This is a genomic window from Pseudomonas fitomaticsae (assembly GCF_021018765.1).
Classification (GTDB): domain Bacteria; phylum Pseudomonadota; class Gammaproteobacteria; order Pseudomonadales; family Pseudomonadaceae; genus Aquipseudomonas; species Aquipseudomonas fitomaticsae.
The window spans coordinates 384,179-401,303 of the sequence record NZ_CP075567.1; the positions used below are offsets into that span (position 1 = coordinate 384,179).

The 17,125-nt window shown below is 62.2% G+C and carries 14 protein-coding genes; 8 read left to right on the forward strand and 6 right to left on the reverse strand.

Annotated elements, in window-relative coordinates; genetic code table 11:
• Positions 1–35: 35 nt before the first annotated feature.
• The 8 genes from KJY40_RS01705 to KJY40_RS01740 all read left to right on the forward strand — a co-directional run bounded on the left by KJY40_RS01705 (position 36) and on the right by KJY40_RS01740 (position 9,907).
• On the forward strand, positions 36–953 hold the full coding sequence (locus KJY40_RS01705; protein ID WP_007957716.1) for a LysR family transcriptional regulator: 918 nt from the start codon (positions 36–38) through the stop codon (positions 951–953).
• Between the two features lie 102 nt (positions 954–1,055).
• Complete coding sequence (locus tag KJY40_RS01710) at positions 1,056–2,591, forward strand: MFS transporter (RefSeq protein WP_230734597.1); 1,536 nt, start codon at positions 1,056–1,058, stop codon at positions 2,589–2,591.
• An 18-nt stretch (positions 2,592–2,609) separates the two neighbouring features.
• Complete coding sequence (locus KJY40_RS01715; RefSeq protein WP_074689345.1) at positions 2,610–3,680, forward strand: HlyD family secretion protein; 1,071 nt, start codon at positions 2,610–2,612, stop codon at positions 3,678–3,680.
• Complete coding sequence (locus KJY40_RS01720) at positions 3,677–5,128, forward strand: efflux transporter outer membrane subunit (RefSeq protein WP_230734599.1); 1,452 nt, start codon at positions 3,677–3,679, stop codon at positions 5,126–5,128. Before KJY40_RS01715 ends, KJY40_RS01720 begins: the two co-directional genes overlap by 4 nt.
• 83 nt (positions 5,129–5,211) lie before the next feature.
• Positions 5,212–5,991 (forward strand): efflux RND transporter periplasmic adaptor subunit, encoded by a 780-nt coding sequence (locus KJY40_RS01725; RefSeq protein WP_115076096.1) that lies wholly within the window; start codon positions 5,212–5,214, stop codon positions 5,989–5,991.
• Positions 5,988–7,307, forward strand: a complete 1,320-nt coding sequence (locus KJY40_RS01730; protein ID WP_230734601.1) for an efflux RND transporter periplasmic adaptor subunit — start codon at positions 5,988–5,990, stop codon at positions 7,305–7,307. The genes KJY40_RS01725 and KJY40_RS01730 overlap by 4 nt, the downstream gene beginning before the upstream one ends.
• Positions 7,308–9,404, forward strand: coding sequence for an HlyD family efflux transporter periplasmic adaptor subunit (locus KJY40_RS01735; RefSeq protein ID WP_230734603.1), 2,097 nt, complete (start codon positions 7,308–7,310; stop codon positions 9,402–9,404).
• A gap of 11 nt (positions 9,405–9,415) precedes the next feature.
• Positions 9,416–9,907 carry a GNAT family N-acetyltransferase gene (locus tag KJY40_RS01740; RefSeq protein WP_407681981.1) on the forward strand — a complete coding sequence of 164 codons (492 nt, stop codon included), beginning with the start codon at positions 9,416–9,418 and terminating at the stop codon, positions 9,905–9,907.
• A 1-nt stretch (position 9,908) separates the two neighbouring features.
• Here KJY40_RS01740 and KJY40_RS01745 read toward each other — a convergent pair whose 3' ends face one another.
• The 6 genes from KJY40_RS01745 to KJY40_RS01770 form a co-directional block, all read right to left on the reverse strand.
• Complete coding sequence (locus KJY40_RS01745; RefSeq protein WP_230734606.1) at positions 9,909–12,092, reverse strand: lipase family protein; 2,184 nt, start codon at positions 12,090–12,092, stop codon at positions 9,909–9,911.
• A 12-nt stretch (positions 12,093–12,104) separates the two neighbouring features.
• On the reverse strand, positions 12,105–12,929 hold the full coding sequence (locus tag KJY40_RS01750) for a hypothetical protein (protein ID WP_230734608.1): 825 nt from the start codon (positions 12,927–12,929) through the stop codon (positions 12,105–12,107).
• Positions 12,930–12,941: 12 nt separating this feature from the next.
• A complete protein-coding gene (locus tag KJY40_RS01755; RefSeq protein ID WP_230734610.1) occupies positions 12,942–13,715 on the reverse strand; it encodes a hypothetical protein in 774 nt (257 codons plus the stop codon).
• On the reverse strand, positions 13,712–14,560 hold the full coding sequence (locus KJY40_RS01760) for a DUF4123 domain-containing protein (RefSeq protein WP_230734612.1): 849 nt from the start codon (positions 14,558–14,560) through the stop codon (positions 13,712–13,714). Before KJY40_RS01760 ends, KJY40_RS01755 begins: the two co-directional genes overlap by 4 nt.
• Entirely contained in the window at positions 14,557–16,626 is a 2,070-nt protein-coding gene (locus tag KJY40_RS01765) for a type VI secretion system Vgr family protein (RefSeq protein ID WP_230734615.1), read from the reverse strand. Before KJY40_RS01765 ends, KJY40_RS01760 begins: the two co-directional genes overlap by 4 nt.
• 160 nt (positions 16,627–16,786) lie before the next feature.
• Entirely contained in the window at positions 16,787–17,098 is a 312-nt protein-coding gene (locus KJY40_RS01770) for a DUF6916 family protein (protein ID WP_221535789.1), read from the reverse strand.
• Positions 17,099–17,125 lie beyond the last annotated feature (27 nt).

Sequence of the window (17,125 nt, forward strand, 5' to 3'; positions counted from 1 at the left end):
TGCGAATCAATCCTGATCGGTCACGAGTGCTCAGCATGCAACTCCCGGACATGAACCTGTTGGTCGCCCTCGATGCCTTGCTCGACGAGGGCAGCGTGGTCGGCGCCGCGCGGCGGATGAACCTCAGTTCGGCGGCCATGAGCCGCACGCTGACGCGGATTCGCGAAGCCATTGGCGATCCGATTCTGGTGCGTGCCGGTCGCGGTCTGGTGCCGACGCCCAAGGCGCTGGAGCTGCGCGAGCAGGTGCGCGATGTGGTCGAGCAGGCGGCGCTGCTGTTTCGCTCGGCCGATGCGGTGGAACTGGGGACGTTGCGCCGGCGCTTCAGCATTCGCGCCAATGATTTCTTCGTCGGCGTGTACGGCGGCAAGCTGTTCGACACCCTCGATCAACTGGCACCGCACTGTGAGTTGCGCTTCGTCCCTGAGGGCGACGGCGACGATGAAGCCTTGCGCGAAGGGCGGATCGACCTGAGTGTCAGCAACACCCGCCCGGTGACCCCGGAAGTCAAAATACAGAACCTGTTTTCTACCCACTTCGTCGGCCTGGTGCGCGAGGATCATCCGCTGCTGGATGGCGAGATCACGGCCGAACGTTACGCCGGCTTTTCCCACATCAGCATGTCCCGCCGGGGCATCGCCCGTGGGCCTATCGACACCGCGTTGAATGCGCTGGGCCTGGAGCGGCGGGTAGCGGTGATCGCACCAAGTTTCCATGCGGCGATGTTCGCCTTGCCGGACTCCGACCTGATCCTGCCGGTGCCCAAGGAAGCGCTGCTCAGCGTGCGGCGGCTGGGCTTGAAACTGCGCTCGTTCGACCTGCCGATCCCGTTGCCGACGCTGATGCTGACCCAGGCCTGGCACCCGCGTTTCGACAAGGATCCGGCCCACCGCTGGCTGCGCGAAACCCTCAAGACCTGCTGCGACGAAACCTGGCTGGCAGCCCAGCCCTGAGGACTGCGTCTGGCGCAACTATAAGCTGCCGACAAGTCAATTTTCGTCAGTCACAAGCCTGACTAAGATGCTCCGGTATTTTTCCCTCCGGAGTTTGCTTGCATGACATCCCTGACGGTCACGGCGCCGATTGCCGCTGCCGCTCCGATGGCAGCCGCGCCACCGGTGTTCGGGGCACGGATCATCATCGGTCTGGTCGGCGTGCTGCTGGCGGTGCTGGTGTCGGGTCTCAACGAGATGGTGACCAAGGTCGCCCTGGCCGACATTCGCGGCGCCCTGAGCATCGGCTACGACGAAGGCACCTGGCTGGTCGCCAGCTACACCGCGACCTCGGTGGCGGCCATGGCATTCGCGCCGTGGTGCTCGGTGACCTTTTCCCTGCGTCGCTTCACCCTGTGCGCCATCGGCGCGTTCACCCTGCTCGGGGTGCTCTGCCCGTTCGCCCCGAACTACGAAAGCCTGCTGCTGATGCGCATCCTGCAAGGCCTGGCCGGCGGCGCCTTGCCGCCGATGCTGATGACCGTTGCGCTGCGGTTTTTGCCGGCCAATTTCAAACTGTACGGCCTCGCCGGTTACGCCCTGACCGCGACCTTTGGCCCCGGTCTCGGAACGCCGCTGGCCGGGTTGTGGACTGAATACGTCGGCTGGCAGTGGACGTTCTGGCAAATCATCGTGCCGTGCCTGATCGCCATGGCTGCTGTTGCGTACGGTTTGCCGCAGGATCCGCTGCGTCTGGAGCGCCTCAAGACGTTTAACTGGAAAGGCCTGCTGCTGGGCTTTCCGGCGATCTGCATGCTGGTGATCGGCCTGCTGCAGGGCAATCGCCTGGACTGGTTCGAGTCGAACCTGATCTGCGGTTTGCTCGGCGCCGGTTCGCTGTTGCTGGTGGCGTTTCTGATCAATGAATGGTCGCAGCCGATTCCGTTTTTCAAGTTGCAGATGCTCGGCATCCGCAACCTGTCGTTTGCGCTGATGACGTTGGCCGGGGTGCTGGTGGTGCTGCTGGCGGTGGTGCTGATTCCATCGAGTTATCTGGCTCAGGTGCAGGGTTACCGACCGGTGCAGACCGCGCCGATCATGCTGCTCGCGGCATTGCCGCAACTGCTCGCGCTGCCGCTGGTGGCGGCGCTGTGCAACCTGCGTTGGGTCGATTGCCGCTGGGTGCTCGGGATCGGTTTGAGCATGTTGACGCTGTCGTGTCTGGGTGGCTCGCAACTGACCTCGGAATGGATTCGCGACGATTTCTACGTCCTGCAATGGCTGCAGATTTTCGGCCAGCCGATGGCGGTGTTGCCGTTGCTGATGCTGTCGACCGGCAGCATCCAGCCACAGGACGGGCCGTTCGCCTCGGCGTGGTTCAACACCGTGAAAGGCTTGGCGGCGGTGGTCGCTACTGGCGTGATTGAAGCGCTGACCACTTCGCGCCTGCATTTTCACTCGACGATGCTGGTCGATCGCCTCGGCAACTCGCCGCTGGCCGCAAGCAACGACCCCGGACTCGCCCATCGCCTGCACGAACAGGCGGTGGTGCTGACTTCTTCGGATCTTTATCTGTGCATGGCCGGCGTCGCGGTGGCGCTGATCCTGCTGATTTTCTGGCTGCCGACGCGGATCTTTCCGCCGCGCGCGCCGACCTGACTGGAACAGAAGGTTCTTATGACGACTCAAGCAAAGCAAAAACTCGCAGTGGCTGTGGCCGCTGCGCTGGCGGTCGGTGTGCTGGTGTATCTGGCGATGCCGGGCCTGTTCGGCAAGCGCACCCAGCAGAACACCAACGATGCATTCGTTTCTGCCGACTTCACCCTGGTGGTGCCGCGTGTGGCGGGGTTCATCAAAGAAGTGCTGGTGGAAGACAACCAGCAGGTCAAGGCCGGGCAGTTGCTGGCGCTGATCGATGACCGCGACTTGCGCGCAGCCGCCGAGGCCGCCGATGCGCAAACCCTGGTGGCCCGCGCGCAGTTGCAGAACGCCAAGGCCACGCTGGAGCGCCAGACCTCGGTGATCGCTCAGGCGCAGGCGTCGGTGGTTTCGGCGAAGGCTGAAATGGCTTTCGCCCAGCAGGAATTGAACCGCTATAACCACCTGGCCGGCGTCGGTGCCGGCACCGTGCAGAACGCGCAGCAGGCGCGGACCCGGATCGACCAGGCCTCCGCGCGGCTGGACACGGCCACCGCGAAACTGGCAGCGGAACGCAAGCAGGTCGAGATTCTGACGGCGCAACGCGATGCCGCCGAAGGCAGTTTGAAACACGCTCAGGCCGCGCTGGAAATCGCCAGTTTCGAACTGTCCTACACCCGTATCACCGCGCCCCAGGACGGCATGATCGGCGAGCGCGCCGTGCGGGTCGGCGCCTATGTGACGCCGGGCAGCAAACTGCTGGCGGTGGTGCCGTTGAAGCAGGCTTATGTGGTCGCCAACTTCCAGGAAACCCAGCTCACCGACGTGCAGCCGGGGCAGGATGTTGTCGTGCGGGTCGACAGCCTCGGCGGTGAAGCCCTCACCGGCCGCGTCGAAAGCATCGCCCCGGCTACCGGCGTGACCTTCGCGGCGGTCAAACCGGACAACGCCACCGGCAACTTCACCAAGGTTGTGCAGCGGATTCCGGTGAAGGTTTTGCTGGATCCGGGCCAGCCACTCGCCGAGCGCCTGCGCGTGGGGATGTCGGTGGAAGCGAGCATCGACACCGAAAGCTCGATGACGTCGGTGCGTGAGGTGACGCAGCGATGAAGCGCTTTCAGTCCCTGACATTGGTCTTGAGCCTGTCGGCGTTGGCGGCGTGCACCGTCGGCCCGGACTTCCAGAAACCCGAAGCCACCCGGATTGCCGAGTGGGCAAAACCGTCAAAAACTGCCGTCAGCCAGGCTGTCAGCGAACCGTTGAACGAGCGCTGGTGGGAAGTCTTTCACGACGCGCAACTCTCGGCCCTGACTCAGCGTGCCCTGCGCAGCAACCTCGATCTGCAACTGGCCAGCAGCCGCCTGCAACAAAGCCGCGCCGCCCGTCAGGTGATCACCGCCGACCGTTATCCAACGACCGCCGCCACCGGCAGCTATGCACGCAAACGCAACAGTGGCGAAGGCTTGAACGATCCGTCCGGGCACAACGGCGATTCCGCCTTCAACCTGTGGGATGCCGGTTTCTCGGCTTCCTGGGAGCTGGACTTCTGGGGCCGCGTGCGCCGGGAAACCGAAGCCGCCGACGCCAACCTCGAAGTTGCGGAAAACGATCGTCGCGGCGTGCTGCTGGCGGTACTCGCCGACACCGCGCAGAACTACATCCAGTTGCGCGGCGTGCAGAATACCCGCGCGGTCACCGAGCAGAACCTCGATGTGGCGCGACACAGTCTGAAGCTCTCGCAAATGCGGTTGAACGACGGCGTGGCCACCGATCTCGACGTCGCCGAAGCGGCCGCGCAAGTGGCGGCCATCGAATCGCGCCTGCCGGCGCTGGAGCAGCGTCAAGCGCAACTGATCAACGCCATCAGCCTGTTGATGGGCGAACCACCGCAGGCCCTGACCAGAGAGTTATCCACAGATGCGCCAGTGCCGCAGTCGCCACTGACCGTCGCCATCGGCCTGCCGTCGCAACTGGCCGAACGCCGCCCGGACATCCGCCAGGCCGAAGCCCAATTGCATGCCGCTACCGCCAACATCGGCGTGGCCAAGGGTGATTTCTATCCGCGTATCACTCTGTCCGGCAATCTCGGCTCGCAAGCCATGCAGCTCAGTGATTTCGGCTCCTGGGGCTCTCGCGCCTTCGGCATCGGCCCGCAATTCAGCTTGCCGCTGTTCGACGGCGGCCGCCTGCGCGGCGTGCTGCAACTGCGCGAAGCCCAGCAACAGGAAGCGGCCATCGGTTATCAACAGACCGTCCTGCGCGCCTGGCATGAAATCGACGACCAGTTGACCGCTTACAACGCCAGCCAGCGCCGCCGCGACAGCCTCGCCGAAGCCGTGCGCCAGAACCAGATCGCCCTGCGCACCGCGCAACAGCAATACGTCGAAGGCGTGGTCGACTTCGTCAACGTCCTCACTGTGCAAGGCGCACTGCTCGCCACCCAGGAACAATGGGTGGAAAGCTCCACCGGCGTTTCACTGGCGATGGTCGGGTTGTACCGGGCGTTGGGTGGGGGATGGGAGTCGGTGTATCCGGTGGGGGAGATGGCGCAGCGTTGATTCTCGCACCCGAATGATGGCCTTTCGCTTGACGCTAACCCCCGCTGTCGTAGACTCCGAGCATCCGTCAGGGAGTAACGGTTATGCGGCGTTTTCGTGGTTGGGTTGTCGGATTGACCTTTGTAACGTGTGCAGTTCAGGCTCAAACGCCCGCGCCAGACGATCCGCTGCTGGATAACGGTGGGGCGGCGAATGCGTCGGCCAGCAGTGAAGCGCGCGGTGTGTTGCGGGCGCGGGATCAGGCGACGCTGGCCAGCGAGTTGTCGGGGCGGATTGTCGAGTTGCCGTTCAGCGAGGGCGAGTCGTTCAAGAAGGGCGATACCCTAGCGCGGTTCGACTGTTCGGCCTATCAGGCCCAGTTGAATGCCGCGCAGGCCGCCAGCCGTGGCGCCGGTGAAGAGCTGGCGCACAACCGGCAACTGGCGGCGCTCAATTCTGTCGGGCGTTTCGAAGTGGCCCGGGCCGAGGCCAAGGTCAGCGAAACCCAGGCGCAATCTCAGGTTTATCAAGTCCAGGTCAAACGCTGCAGCGTGGTCGCGCCGTTCGACGGGCAAGTGGTCGAGCGCAAGGTGCAGCGTTACGAAAGCGTGCCGGCCGGTGCGCCGCTGCTCGATGTGGTCGACAACCGCACCCTGGAAATCCATCTGCTGGTACCGTCGCGCTGGATGGCCAGGCTCAAGCCCGGTCAGTCGTTCAGCTTCGTGCCCGATGAAACCGGTCAGCCGATCGACGCCACGGTCAAGCGCCTCGGTGCGCGGATCGATGAGGGCAGTCAGACCCTGTTGCTGGTCGCAACACTCCCCGAAGCCAAAGGCTTGCTCGCCGGCATGAGTGGCACCGCGCGTTTTCCGGAGCTTAAGTGAACGCCCCGGTGAGCGGCGGCGCCGAGCAGGTGTTCGCGCGGTTTCTCGATCTCGAACGGCAGACCCGCGCCGCTCATGATATTTCGCAACTGGCCTACAGCCTGGTCAATGACGGCCAGTCGCTGTTCGGTTTTCGCCATGCGGCGCTGTTGATCGCCGGCAAGGTGCAGGCGGTGACCGGGGTCAGCGCAGTGGAGCCGAATGCGCCATTCGTGGCGTTTGTCGAGCAGGCTGTGGCGCAGTTGTTCAAGCAGGATGTGCTGAAACAGGCGCGGGTGATCACGCCGGAAATGGTCGGCGAATCGATTCAGGCCGACTGGCGCAGTCTGTCGGCCATGCAAGTGTTCTGGTTGCCGCTGATCGACCGTCAGGGTCAGGTGTTCGGCGGTTTGTGGCTGGCCCGTGATCTGCCGTGGAACCCTTCTGAACAAGTGTTGCTGTCGCAACTGGGCGACACCTACAGTCATGCCTGGCTGGCGCTGCAACCGCGCAAGCCGTGGCGGCTGCGCTGGACCCGCAAACGCCAGGTGGCGCTGGTCGCCGTGTTGTTGCTCGGGCTGTTGATCCCGGTGCGCCAGTCGGTGCTGGCGCCCGCCGAAGTGGTGCCTCAGGGCGGGCGCGTTGTCGCCGCACCGCTGGACGGAGTGATCGCCGAGTTTCTGGTCAAACCCAACCAGAGCGTGAAAACCGGTGATTTGTTGCTGCGCTTTGAAAGCACGACGCTGAAGGCTCAGGCCGATGTCGCCGAGCGTGCGCTCGGGGTCGCCGAAGCGGAACTCAAAGCCAATTCCCAGCGCTCGTTCGTTGATGCTGAATCCAGCTCCCGGGTCGATCTGCTGGCCGCCCGCGCCGAACAGAAACGCGCCGAACGCGACTACGCCCGCGAACTGCTCAACCGCAGCGAAGTGCGTGCCGAGCGCGACGGCATTGCGGTGTTCGCCGATGCCGAGCGCTGGACCGGCAAACCGGTGCAGACCGGCGAACGGCTGATGGAAATCGCCGATCCGAGCCAGGCTGAATTGCGCATCGAACTGGCCGTGGGCGATGCGATCTCGCTGGAGCCGAGCGCTGAGGTTGCATTGTTTCTCGACAGCGATCCGCTGCAACGCCACCTCGCCACCCTCGAACGTTCGGCCTACGAGGCGCAGCCCACCGCCGGCGGCCAATTGGCCTATCGGCTGGACGCCAATTTCGCCGACGCCCCGCCGCGTATCGGCCTGCGTGGCACCGCCAAAATATTCGGTGACCGCGCGCCGCTGGCCCTGTACCTGCTGCGGCGCCCGCTCGCCGGGCTGCGCCAGAGCGTAGGCCTGTAAATGACCCTGCCGAGCCTGCGTGCCGACCTGCAATTGTCGCCCGCGGCGCCGGCCCTGGACGGTTCGCCGCGCTGGACCCTGGCCGACCCGGTGCGCGGGCGCTACTTCAAACTCGGCGCGGCAGCCATGCGCCTGTTGCGCCACTGGTCGCTGGGCGATCCCGAACAAGTGCTGCGCGCCGCCAATCGTGAGCCGGGTTTGCCTCTGGACGGCAACGAGCTGGCGCAACTGCTGGAGTTCCTGCGCGGTCACGATCTGATCAGCGCCCTCGACGAACAGCAGCGCGCCAGTTATCGACTCAAGGCCCTCGTACAACGCCAGAGCCTGTGGAAAATCCTGCTGCATCAATACCTGTTCTTCCGCATTCCACTGTGGCGCCCGGACGCTTTTCTCAACCGTGCCTGGCCGTGGCTGGAGCGCTTCGGTCCCAAGGTCTTGCGCTACGGTCTGCCGGCGACGCTGGCGCTCGGGGTGTTTCTGGTGTCGCGGGACTGGCAGCGGTTCGTCGGCACTTTTCCGCACCTGTTCAGCCTCGGCGGCGCGATCGCGTTCGGCATCTCGCTGTTCTTCGCCAAGCTCTGTCACGAGTTCGGTCATGCGTTCATGGCCAAGCGCGCCGGGTGTCGGGTACAGAGCATGGGTGTGGCGTTCATGGTCCTGCTGCCGATGTTTTACACCGATGTCAGCGATGCCTGGCGAGTCAATGATCGACGCGCGCGACTGTTGATCGGTGCCGGTGGGGTGCTGGCGGAATTGCTGCTGGCGAGCCTTGCGTTGCTGGTCTGGTCGTTTTTGCCGGACGGGCCCGGTCGCACGGCGGCGTTCATGCTCGCCAGCGCGACGTGGATCACCACGCTGGTGGTCAATCTCAACCCCTTCATGCGCTTCGATGGCTATTTTCTGCTCAGCGACTTATGGGAAGTCGACAATTTGCAGGGCCGGGCGTTTGCCCTGTGTCGCTGGCGGCTGCGGGAATTTCTGTTCGGCTATGGCGCGCCCGCGCCGGAGCCTTGGTCGCCGACGATGCAGCGGCGTTTGCTGATCTGGGGGTATGGCTCGTGGTTATGGCGTGCGGCGTTGTTTTTCGGGATCGCGCTGGCGGTCTATCACTTGTTCTTCAAGGTGTTGGGGATCTTCCTGATGCTGGTCGAGCTGGTGTGGTTCATCTTTCTGCCGATCATGAGTGAGTGGCGCCAGTGGTGGAGCCGCCGCGAACAGGCTCACGGCCCTCGGGTGTTGCTCAGCAGTCTGGCGGTACTCGGTTTGTTGCTGGTGCTGATCGTGCCGTGGCGCAGCTCGGTCGAATTGCCGACGATGCTCGAGGGCGGTCGCGCCAGTGCCTTGCACGCGCCGACGGCGGCGCGGGTCAAAGCCGTGAAGGTGGAGGATGGTCAGACCGTGGCTCAGGGCGACGTGCTGATCGAACTGGAGTCGCCGGACCTCGACTCGCGGCAGGCCATCGTCCGCCGGGAAATCCGCATCCAGCAATTGCTGATGCGTCGGCAGGCCGGTCGCAGTGAAACCGCTGCCGACGCGGGTATCGTCGAGCAGCGTCTCGCCGAAGCGGTGGCGGAATACCGTGGCCTGACTGCTCAACGTGAACGCCTGCTGCTGCGCGCACCTCATGCGGGCACCGTACGAGATCTGCTGCCGAGCCTGACACCGGGCCGCTGGCTGTCGAGCAAGGATGCGCTGGCGCGGGTGGTCGAGGATGGCACGCGACTGCGCGGTTATCTGGCCGAAGCCGAACTGTGGCGGGTCAAGCCCGGCGCCACCGGGCGGTTTATCGCCGACGACCCGATGCATGCCGCCATCGCGGTGCAACTCAATGAAATCGACACCAACGGTGTGGCCTATGTCGATCAGGAGGCGCTGACTTCCGATCACCACGGGCCGATCGCCGTGCGCCGCGACCAGCAGCAACGGGCGGAACCGGTGCAGGCGCAATACGGCGTGCGTTTGACTACGCTGGATCAGGCACCGACCCCGGTGCAGCCGCTGCGCGGCGTGGTGGTGTTGCAGGGCAGCGGCGAATCGGTGCTTGGCGTGGCCTGGCGCCGGATGGCGGCGCTGGGGGTCAGGGAAAGTGGTTTCTAGGGAGCATGAAGATGACGGACAACCTGGCGGCGGACGGATTGGTGGTGCGGCCTTCGCGGGCGACTGACGGACCCTTTCTGCACAGCCTGTATCAATCGGCGCGGCCGGATCTGCAATGGATCGACGGCGAGCAGGAACAGGTGCAGCAAATCGTTGCCCAGCAATTTCAGGTGCAGGAGCAGGGCATGGGTGAAAATCATCCGAATGCCATGCACTACATCGTGGAAAAACTCGGCACGGCCATCGGCGCACTCAGCACCGATTTCGGCGTCAATGAAATCCGCGTGTTGTACCTCGCCTTCATTCCCCAGGCCCGGGGCAAAGGTTACGGACGAACCGTGCTGCAAGGCGTGCAAAAAGCCGCGCAGCAAGTGCGCTGCCCGGTGGCGACGGTGGTCTGGGCCAACAACCCCCATGCGCGCCAGCATTACCTGGCGTTGGGATTTACCGTGGAAGAGCGCAATCCGGCGGCGGAGCGGTTGGTGTGGTATCCGCAGGGTTGAGTCAGATGATCGAGTTGATATCAAAGTTGTGCGGCGCGCCGATCCTGTAGCCGTAAAGCGTTGCCAGCAGCGGGTCATCCTCGGCGGGCTCCGGTGCCATGGCCAGTTGTTCCGTTGCGAGGTTTTCCGGATGAAGCTGCCAGCGCGGCAGGCTTTCAGCCAGGCGTTCCGGCTGTTCGGCCATCGATCCATAGACATCCGTGGCGGTCATTCGCCGGTGCCGGAGAAGGGCCAGCCGTTCGCGGGTCGTGCGAATTTTCTCGATTTCACGATTGAGCGCTTCGACGACGTTTTTCCGGGTGCGCACATAGCTGTCCGGCCGCCCCGGCAGGTTGTTGCGCTGGCTGCGCAACTGATCGGTGATGCGTTGCAGGGCCGATTCAACCAGCGCGAACTCTCGCTCGGTGACCAGCGAGCGACTTGATTCCTGTGCCTCCTGCCAACGCCGCAACACCGCCCAGCACGCCGGGATGTACGCCCCGGTCATCGAGTGGTGCCCGGCGTCGAAAATCTGTTTGAGCAACGTCGGTCGGTCCGGCAGGCCGTGCCTCTGTCGGATCGCCACGTCACAGGCTGCGTGTTGGGTGATGGTGTCGCAGCCTGGTTCCCACAGAATCGACGACACTTGCTCACGCCCGAACTCCACCGGCATGGCGTGCCGCAAACGGCCGTGGTGGTCGTAGGCTTCGCCGGTCCAGTTGGTGATGCCCGCGACGAACACCGACAGACCGAGCGGGACATTCACGAAGGTCAGCGCTGCCCCGGTGCCGTAGATATCGGCCTTGGTGTTCATCCAGCTGCCGGGCACGCTGGGCACCGGGTCGTTGTGGTTGACCATGCGGTGATGCACGAGATCGGCTGCGCCCTTGACGAAATCCGCGTCGCCGGCGCGGGGGGCGCCGTAGGTGTAGAGCTGGAGGTTGTAGCCCTCGGGCCGACGACGGAGCATTTCGGCCAGCAGCAGCGTGATTGCGCCGCCGAGGCTGTGGCCGCAGATCAGGAGGGTTTGGCCGGTGTAGAACTTTTCGAGGTAATTGACTGCGAATGCGGCAGCTTTTTTGGCCGCTTCATAGAAACCTCGATGTACCTGGCCTTCGCCTTCCGCAAACGGCACCTGCAAGGCATCGGCATCGCGTAACCCATCGGCGACGATCTCGGCGGTGCCGCGAACGGCGATCAGGATCAGTTCGTCGTTGTGGGTGATGAAGGCTTGGGTGTCTGTACTTTCTTTACCACCGATGTCGTCGAGGAAGTGGACGCTGGCTGGGTGTTCAGGATCTCGTTCAGGCGTATGTCTGTTGACTGCATAGAGGTTCGGGTCAAACGGGATGATTTCCAACCTTGCGGAATACGGAACATCTTCGTAGAGCGGGTAATAGGCTTTGGCCTGGACGCTATCGACTTTCCACAGTTCTTCCCCCTTGGGCAGTGCATCGCCGAACCAGTTGCCGACGCTGGGTTGCAGCGGAAACTTAACGGATCTGGTTTCGGCGGAAGGGACTTTGGGTTTCTGGCCGAAAGGGCAGTAACTCAGGGTTGCCATCAATGCGAGCTGGTACAGGTTGAGTGCACTGAATGCCGGAGCTGTGGATAACATCGGCCGCAACGCGCGTAGCGGGCGCACTTCGAGAATGGTGTGACGTTGCGGCAACAGGGCGACGCCGAGTTTGCCGTGTTCGCGCATGATGGCCGCGCACCCGGAATCGAGGGGGTAATCGCGATACACCTCGGGTGGAAGATGCGAGGCATGCCTGACCAGATGACGGACTTCGACTTGAAAGTAGTCCCCACCCTCGGCGATTTCGGGGCGTTCGCGTGTACGAGTGGCATTCGGATTTAGGTAACGACTTTTTTCTGCTCGCACTTGGAGTTCGGTGATTTTCAGGGGGTAATGTGGTCTGCCTTGCAAATATGAGTAGAGGTTTTCCTTGCCTTCGTACGCTTGATCAAACAGCAGCGATACTGGCCCCGCGAAGTGATTATCGACTCTGCCCTTGCCCGCAGCATCCAGGCGGCCCTTGTATCGATAGCCTTCCGAGTCGGTGGCGATATAAGCCAACCCTGCATAGGGTTCACCCGAACAGAACTCATCGATGAGTTGGAAACTTGTCCATTTGCCACCTGCAGGGCATGTCAGCAAGCGGCTGCCCAACGGCGATTGCAGATCCTTTTCCAATGAAGTCATATCGAAACCTCCTTATTCCGTGCATCTGGGGTATACGGTGCATTGCCGCCCATCTGGCATCGTGAATGTGCTGAAGTCGGTGTAGTTGCCGTAACAAAAGGCGTACTGATCCTCAAAGTTGTCGCCCATGCAGCGTTTCCAGCCGTTAGGGACCTTGACCCAGGTGTCCTTGATGGCCGGTCGCTCTTCCGCTGCCAAGGTGATTTTCATCCTCAACGTCTTGCCCGGCAGTTGATCGACCCCATAAGCGGAGTAGGTCTTTCCTTTCCCACGCTTTCCTTGGGCATCAGATGTTTTGCAATCAAGAATCTTGACGATGCGGCGTTGTGCGCCAGCTGTCCGGAACCACCATTCACATTGACCGTAAAAAGTACTTTCACCTGCCTCATTGAAAGTGCCTTTGTACTGCTCCTCTATATCGTTCCCCAAAAAGACCTTGCCTTCGTCACCCCCAAAATCTCCCCGTGCTTTGTAGTAACTCGCGTTGATCTCCAGCGCGATCCTGCTGATTACCAACGGACACCCCTTAACAATCTTGCGAATCGTGATCTCGGCATCCGGCTTGTAGTCTGTGCGCCACTTGCTGTTGAACACCGGCGCAAGGTCGTCGCGTCTGTCGAGGGTGCAGGTCTGGCCTTTTTCGGGTACGTAATGAACCGCTGCGACGTAAGCAAACCCCGGTGGTAGATCGGCTGTTAATTTAAAGGTGTTGGGCGGTTCGGTCTTACAGCTTGCGATCAAGACAAGGCAGCAGCCCAAAGTTGCACCACGCTGCGTGAGTCTGGTTTTCAGGGCAGTCTGCGCTGGTGAATGCAGATCCTTTTCCAATGACTTCATGGCGAAATCTCCTTATTCCGTGCAACCCGGATAAATGGTGCAGACTTGGCCATCCGGCATGGTGAAAGTGCTGAAGTCGGTGTAGTTGCCGTAACAGAAGGCGTATTGATCCTCAAAGTTGTCGCCCATGCAGCGTTTCCAGCCGTTAGTGACCTTGACCCAGGTGTCCTTGATGGCCGGTCGCTCGTCCGCTGCCAAGGTGATCTTCATCCTCACAGTTTTGCCCGGCAGTTGATCAGGGTTAAAAGCCCCGAAGGTCTTCCCGTAGGCACGTGCTCCTTGGGCATCGACCGTTCTGCAATCCAGGATTTTTCTTAGAATTCGCGGTTTGCCCGAGGTGCGAAACCACCACTCACACTGACCGTGGAAGGTGCTTTCACCGGCCTTGTTGAATTCGCCTTTGAACTGCTTTTCCAGATCATCCCGGATGAAAACCATCGCTTCGTCACGGCTGAAGTCACTCCAGTCTTTGCCGTATGCCGAATTGATCTCCAGCTCGATTCGCCTCACGACCAACGGACACCCCTTAACCGTCTTGCGAATCGTGATCTCGGCATCAGGCTTGTATTCCGTGCGCCACTTGCTGTTGAACACCGGCGCAAGGTTGTCGCGTCTGTCGAGGGTGCAGGTCTGGCCTTTTTCGGGTACGTAATGAACCGCTGCGACGTAAGCAAACCCCGGTGGTAGATCGGCTGTGAATTTGAAGGTGTTGGGCGGTTTGCCCTGGCAGCCCCCCAGTGCCGCGAAAGCGCCGATCAGGACGATGTTCCTGAGCTGAATCTTCATGAAGGCATCTCCCCGCTCCAGCTCCTCGAAAGCTGGTAAACCCGATCAAAGTGTTCATCCGGCGTTTCGTCCGGTCGGGGTTGCCAATGAGGCGCGAGGGCCTGGGTGTGGAGGCTCTGGATGAGCAGAAACTCCAGCCGCTCCGGCGCCAGCCAGCCCCAGGCCTGGGCTTGCGCCAGTCGTTCGCGTAGCCAGATGTGCGGATCCTGCGCGCATGCCAATCCGGCGTAGGCCTGCACATGCTCGGCCAGCAGAAAGCGGTGGGCGTTGGCCAGCCGGATTTCCATGGCGGGTTCTTCGGGCATCGGCAGGTGCAGCCATGGCGGCGAGTCCGGCAGCGGACAGGTGCCGGGCGCAGGGTTGTCGGTGCTCTGCCATTGCGAACCCTGCCAGTAACACACGCTGATGGCCGGCCCGAGATACGCCGGTAGCGCCTCGACCGGCAGATGTTCCAGCGCCCGGGCCAGCACCCGGCTGTCGTGAAAGCGGTACAGCGCCTGATGCGGGCGGGCGCCGACGAGCAGCCGCTCCTGCCAGTGCCTGACCCACGGCTTCAACTCGCCTTTGCCCAGACTGGCGAGCCAGCCCCAATGGCTGTCGGGCCTGTCGAGCAGGGCGTCGAGGCGACGGTCGTCGGGCTGGTCGAAGGTGAACAGGAACGGGCCGGTGTCCGCCAGTTCGGCGACCACGGTTTCACCGTAGACGCTGGCGTACTGCTCGTAACGGCTGCTCTTCAGCCAGCGCTGGCGCATGTCGCGTTCGTTCTGCGAGTCGAGTACCAGGCACAGCAGGCGATCCGCCCGGTGTTGCTCGATCAGCCAGTGCAGCACAAAGGATTGGCTCATGCGGCGGCTCCCTCGATCAGGCACGCACCTTCTCGACAGGCTTCGCAGATCGGGCAGAAATCGGCACCCAGCGTTTTGCTGTCGGCCATCAAGGCGGTTTGCGAGGGCGCTACCAGTGGCGGCAGAGGCGTCGGTGGCGTCAGGTCTTCAACGCTGTCGGGCAGCAGAATCGGTGCACGTAAAAAGGTCGCCGGAGTACCGCCGATCAGCAGGTCGCTGCTACCAAAAAGACCACCGTGACCGAGCACGAAATGCTCGCCTCCGACCTTCAGGCTGATGCTTTTTCCAGCCTCCAGTACCAGATGCTCCCCAGCGCTCAAACACACCTGCCCGGCCGCTTCGACCGTCAGTGACTGACCGATTCGGGTGTGGCTGTTCTGGCTGACGTGCAGGTAGTCGCTGGCCTTGAGATAGGTCTTTCGATCACCGGTAATGGCGCGCTGCTCTTCTGCGTGGAGCACGCTGACGCTGTTGCCCTTGATGGTTTCCCGGCGCTGGTTGCCGATGTCCAGATGACTGTCGTGCTCGATCTTCTGCTGCAGATCGCGCTGGGCGCGCAGATAGATCAGTTCCTGACCGGCGCGGTCTTCAATCATCAGTTCGTTGAAGCCGCCACTTTCGGGTGTGCTGCGGGAGCGAAAAACGCTGCGGGTCTTGTGCACCGGCAATTCATAGGGCACCGGGTTGGCGCTGTTGGCCAGGCAGCCACTGATCACCGGATGGTCGGGATCACCGTTGAGAAACGTCACCAGCACTTCCATGCCCACCCGCGGAATGATCACGCTGCCATGGGCGTTGCCGGCCCAGTTCGTGGTGGTCCGCAACCAGCAACTGCTCTTGTCGTTGTGCTGGCCTTCGCGGTCCCAGAAAAACTGCACCTTGACCCGGCCGTACCCGTCGCAATGAATGTCTTCGCCTTCCGGCCCTGTGACCACGGCGGTCTGGGTACAGCCGATGGAAGGTTTGTCATAGCGCAGCGGCGGTCGATAGATCGCATCCCACGGTGTGGCTTCGAAATGGTTGCGGTAGCCCTGGACGAAGTCGTCTTCATCCTTCACGGCGATGTCGCTGCCGTTTTCTTCGAGCACTTGAGGCTGTTTGCCTTCGTGTCTGATTTCGGTCAGCAGCCAAAGGTCGTTCAATGCGGGTTCGGGGTGCCCTGACAGCGACAGAAAATGCCCCGACACCAGCGCCGGTTCGTCGCTCTCGCCCTGGCCCACGCGCTCATCGCTGCGATGGCGTTCCAGAGCCCGTCGTGCAAGCAGTTTGCCGTGCTCCCGGTCGAGGACTTGCCCCGGATACGCGTAGTCTTCCAGGTCGGGTTGGCGATGTTCGTTCGGTATTCGCGCGCCGGACTCCAGCACGATGCGCGCCCTTTCGAAATCGTAGGTGCGCCGACTGGCGCGACTGGTGCGGGTATTGAGCCCGCAATCGAAACGGTGGATCACCGACCGGTCGGCCACCATCGCGTTGCGTGGCTTGAACAGCGTTGGTCGGACCAGCCTTGGAAACACGGTCTGGTCGTCGCCGAACACCAGCAGGTGTTTGTCGAGGCTGTGGCGAAAGTGGTAATGCAGGCCGTCTTCCTGGCACAGGCGCTGGATGAAGTGCAGGTCGGATTCGTTGTATTGCACGCAATATTCACGATCCGGCAGGGCCTGGCCGATCTGGAACAGGTAGCCATCTGCGTGAATGCCATGTTCCTGAAGGATCTGTCCGATGATTTGCGCAACGCTGCGGTGCTGGAAAATCCGCTGATTGAAGCGATGACCCAGATTCGCCAGCCGTGGTGCCAGGGTCAGGTGGTATCGCGTCAACCGGTGCCCGATATCGCCCCGGCCGATGTGCCGGATCTGTCCATGAACGCCGTGTCCGTTGTCATCGAAGGCCAGAAAAGCCTGCTGGTGCATGAGGCCTGGAAGATCGATGTCCGGTCTCGGGCTGACCAGTTTGACGTCGAAGGAATAAGGCTGGCTGATGGATTCGGTGCCGGTGAAGGACAGCACCTGCAGGTCGTGTTTAAAGGCGTCGGTGATGAGGCGCAAACGAGCATTGGCATTGAACATCCGTTGTTCCTTGTCCTGTGACAGATTCGGAACAACGCTAACAAGATGATCCGCAAATTTATGTCGGACGTTTCCCAAGTCATTCGGTTTAAAAGCCCGGATTACAAAGGCTGGAGCCGTATCCTACGGAATCGCCCTGCAAGGTTTGCAGAGTGGCGAATCAGTTGAAGGAAATGCAGAAGTACCCCAGCTGCGGATCCCGCCCCATCGCCGGCACCCGTGACACGAAAATGTCCTCCACCCGGCCGAGTTCCGGCAGTTCCAGCGCGCATAAACCGTCGACGAACTCGGTCGGCACCAGGCTGTTGAATTCGAGGCAGAAGGGCATGCGTTCGCTGTAGCGGGTTTTCGCGGCGGGGACCTCATCAAGGTGCTCGATCCGAATCGGCAATGCCGTGCCATCGGGCAGGTGCAGCGTGCGTTGTTGTCCGAGCAACGGCTGGACGTGTTGAATCTGAACCGCTTGCAGCATGGTCTGACTCCAGTGAAAAAAGAACGG

What these genes read in the sequence shown, in the direction of transcription:
- KJY40_RS01705 (WP_007957716.1), top strand. Translation starts at nt 36, where the DNA reads ATGCAACTCCCGGACATGAACCTGTTGGTCGCCCTCGATGCCTTGCTC.
- KJY40_RS01710 (WP_230734597.1), top strand. Translation starts at nt 1,056, where the DNA reads ATGACATCCCTGACGGTCACGGCGCCGATTGCCGCTGCCGCTCCGATG.
- KJY40_RS01715 (WP_074689345.1), top strand. Translation starts at nt 2,610, where the DNA reads ATGACGACTCAAGCAAAGCAAAAACTCGCAGTGGCTGTGGCCGCTGCG.
- KJY40_RS01720 (WP_230734599.1), top strand. Translation starts at nt 3,677, where the DNA reads ATGAAGCGCTTTCAGTCCCTGACATTGGTCTTGAGCCTGTCGGCGTTG.
- KJY40_RS01725 (WP_115076096.1), top strand. Translation starts at nt 5,212, where the DNA reads ATGCGGCGTTTTCGTGGTTGGGTTGTCGGATTGACCTTTGTAACGTGT.
- KJY40_RS01735 (WP_230734603.1), top strand. Translation starts at nt 7,308, where the DNA reads ATGACCCTGCCGAGCCTGCGTGCCGACCTGCAATTGTCGCCCGCGGCG.
- KJY40_RS01740 (WP_407681981.1), top strand. Translation starts at nt 9,416, where the DNA reads ATGACGGACAACCTGGCGGCGGACGGATTGGTGGTGCGGCCTTCGCGG.
- KJY40_RS01745 (WP_230734606.1), bottom strand. Translation starts at nt 12,092, where the DNA reads ATGACTTCATTGGAAAAGGATCTGCAATCGCCGTTGGGCAGCCGCTTG.
- KJY40_RS01750 (WP_230734608.1), bottom strand. Translation starts at nt 12,929, where the DNA reads ATGAAGTCATTGGAAAAGGATCTGCATTCACCAGCGCAGACTGCCCTG.
- KJY40_RS01755 (WP_230734610.1), bottom strand. Translation starts at nt 13,715, where the DNA reads ATGAAGATTCAGCTCAGGAACATCGTCCTGATCGGCGCTTTCGCGGCA.
- KJY40_RS01760 (WP_230734612.1), bottom strand. Translation starts at nt 14,560, where the DNA reads ATGAGCCAATCCTTTGTGCTGCACTGGCTGATCGAGCAACACCGGGCG.
- KJY40_RS01765 (WP_230734615.1), bottom strand. Translation starts at nt 16,626, where the DNA reads ATGTTCAATGCCAATGCTCGTTTGCGCCTCATCACCGACGCCTTTAAA.
- KJY40_RS01770 (WP_221535789.1), bottom strand. Translation starts at nt 17,098, where the DNA reads ATGCTGCAAGCGGTTCAGATTCAACACGTCCAGCCGTTGCTCGGACAA.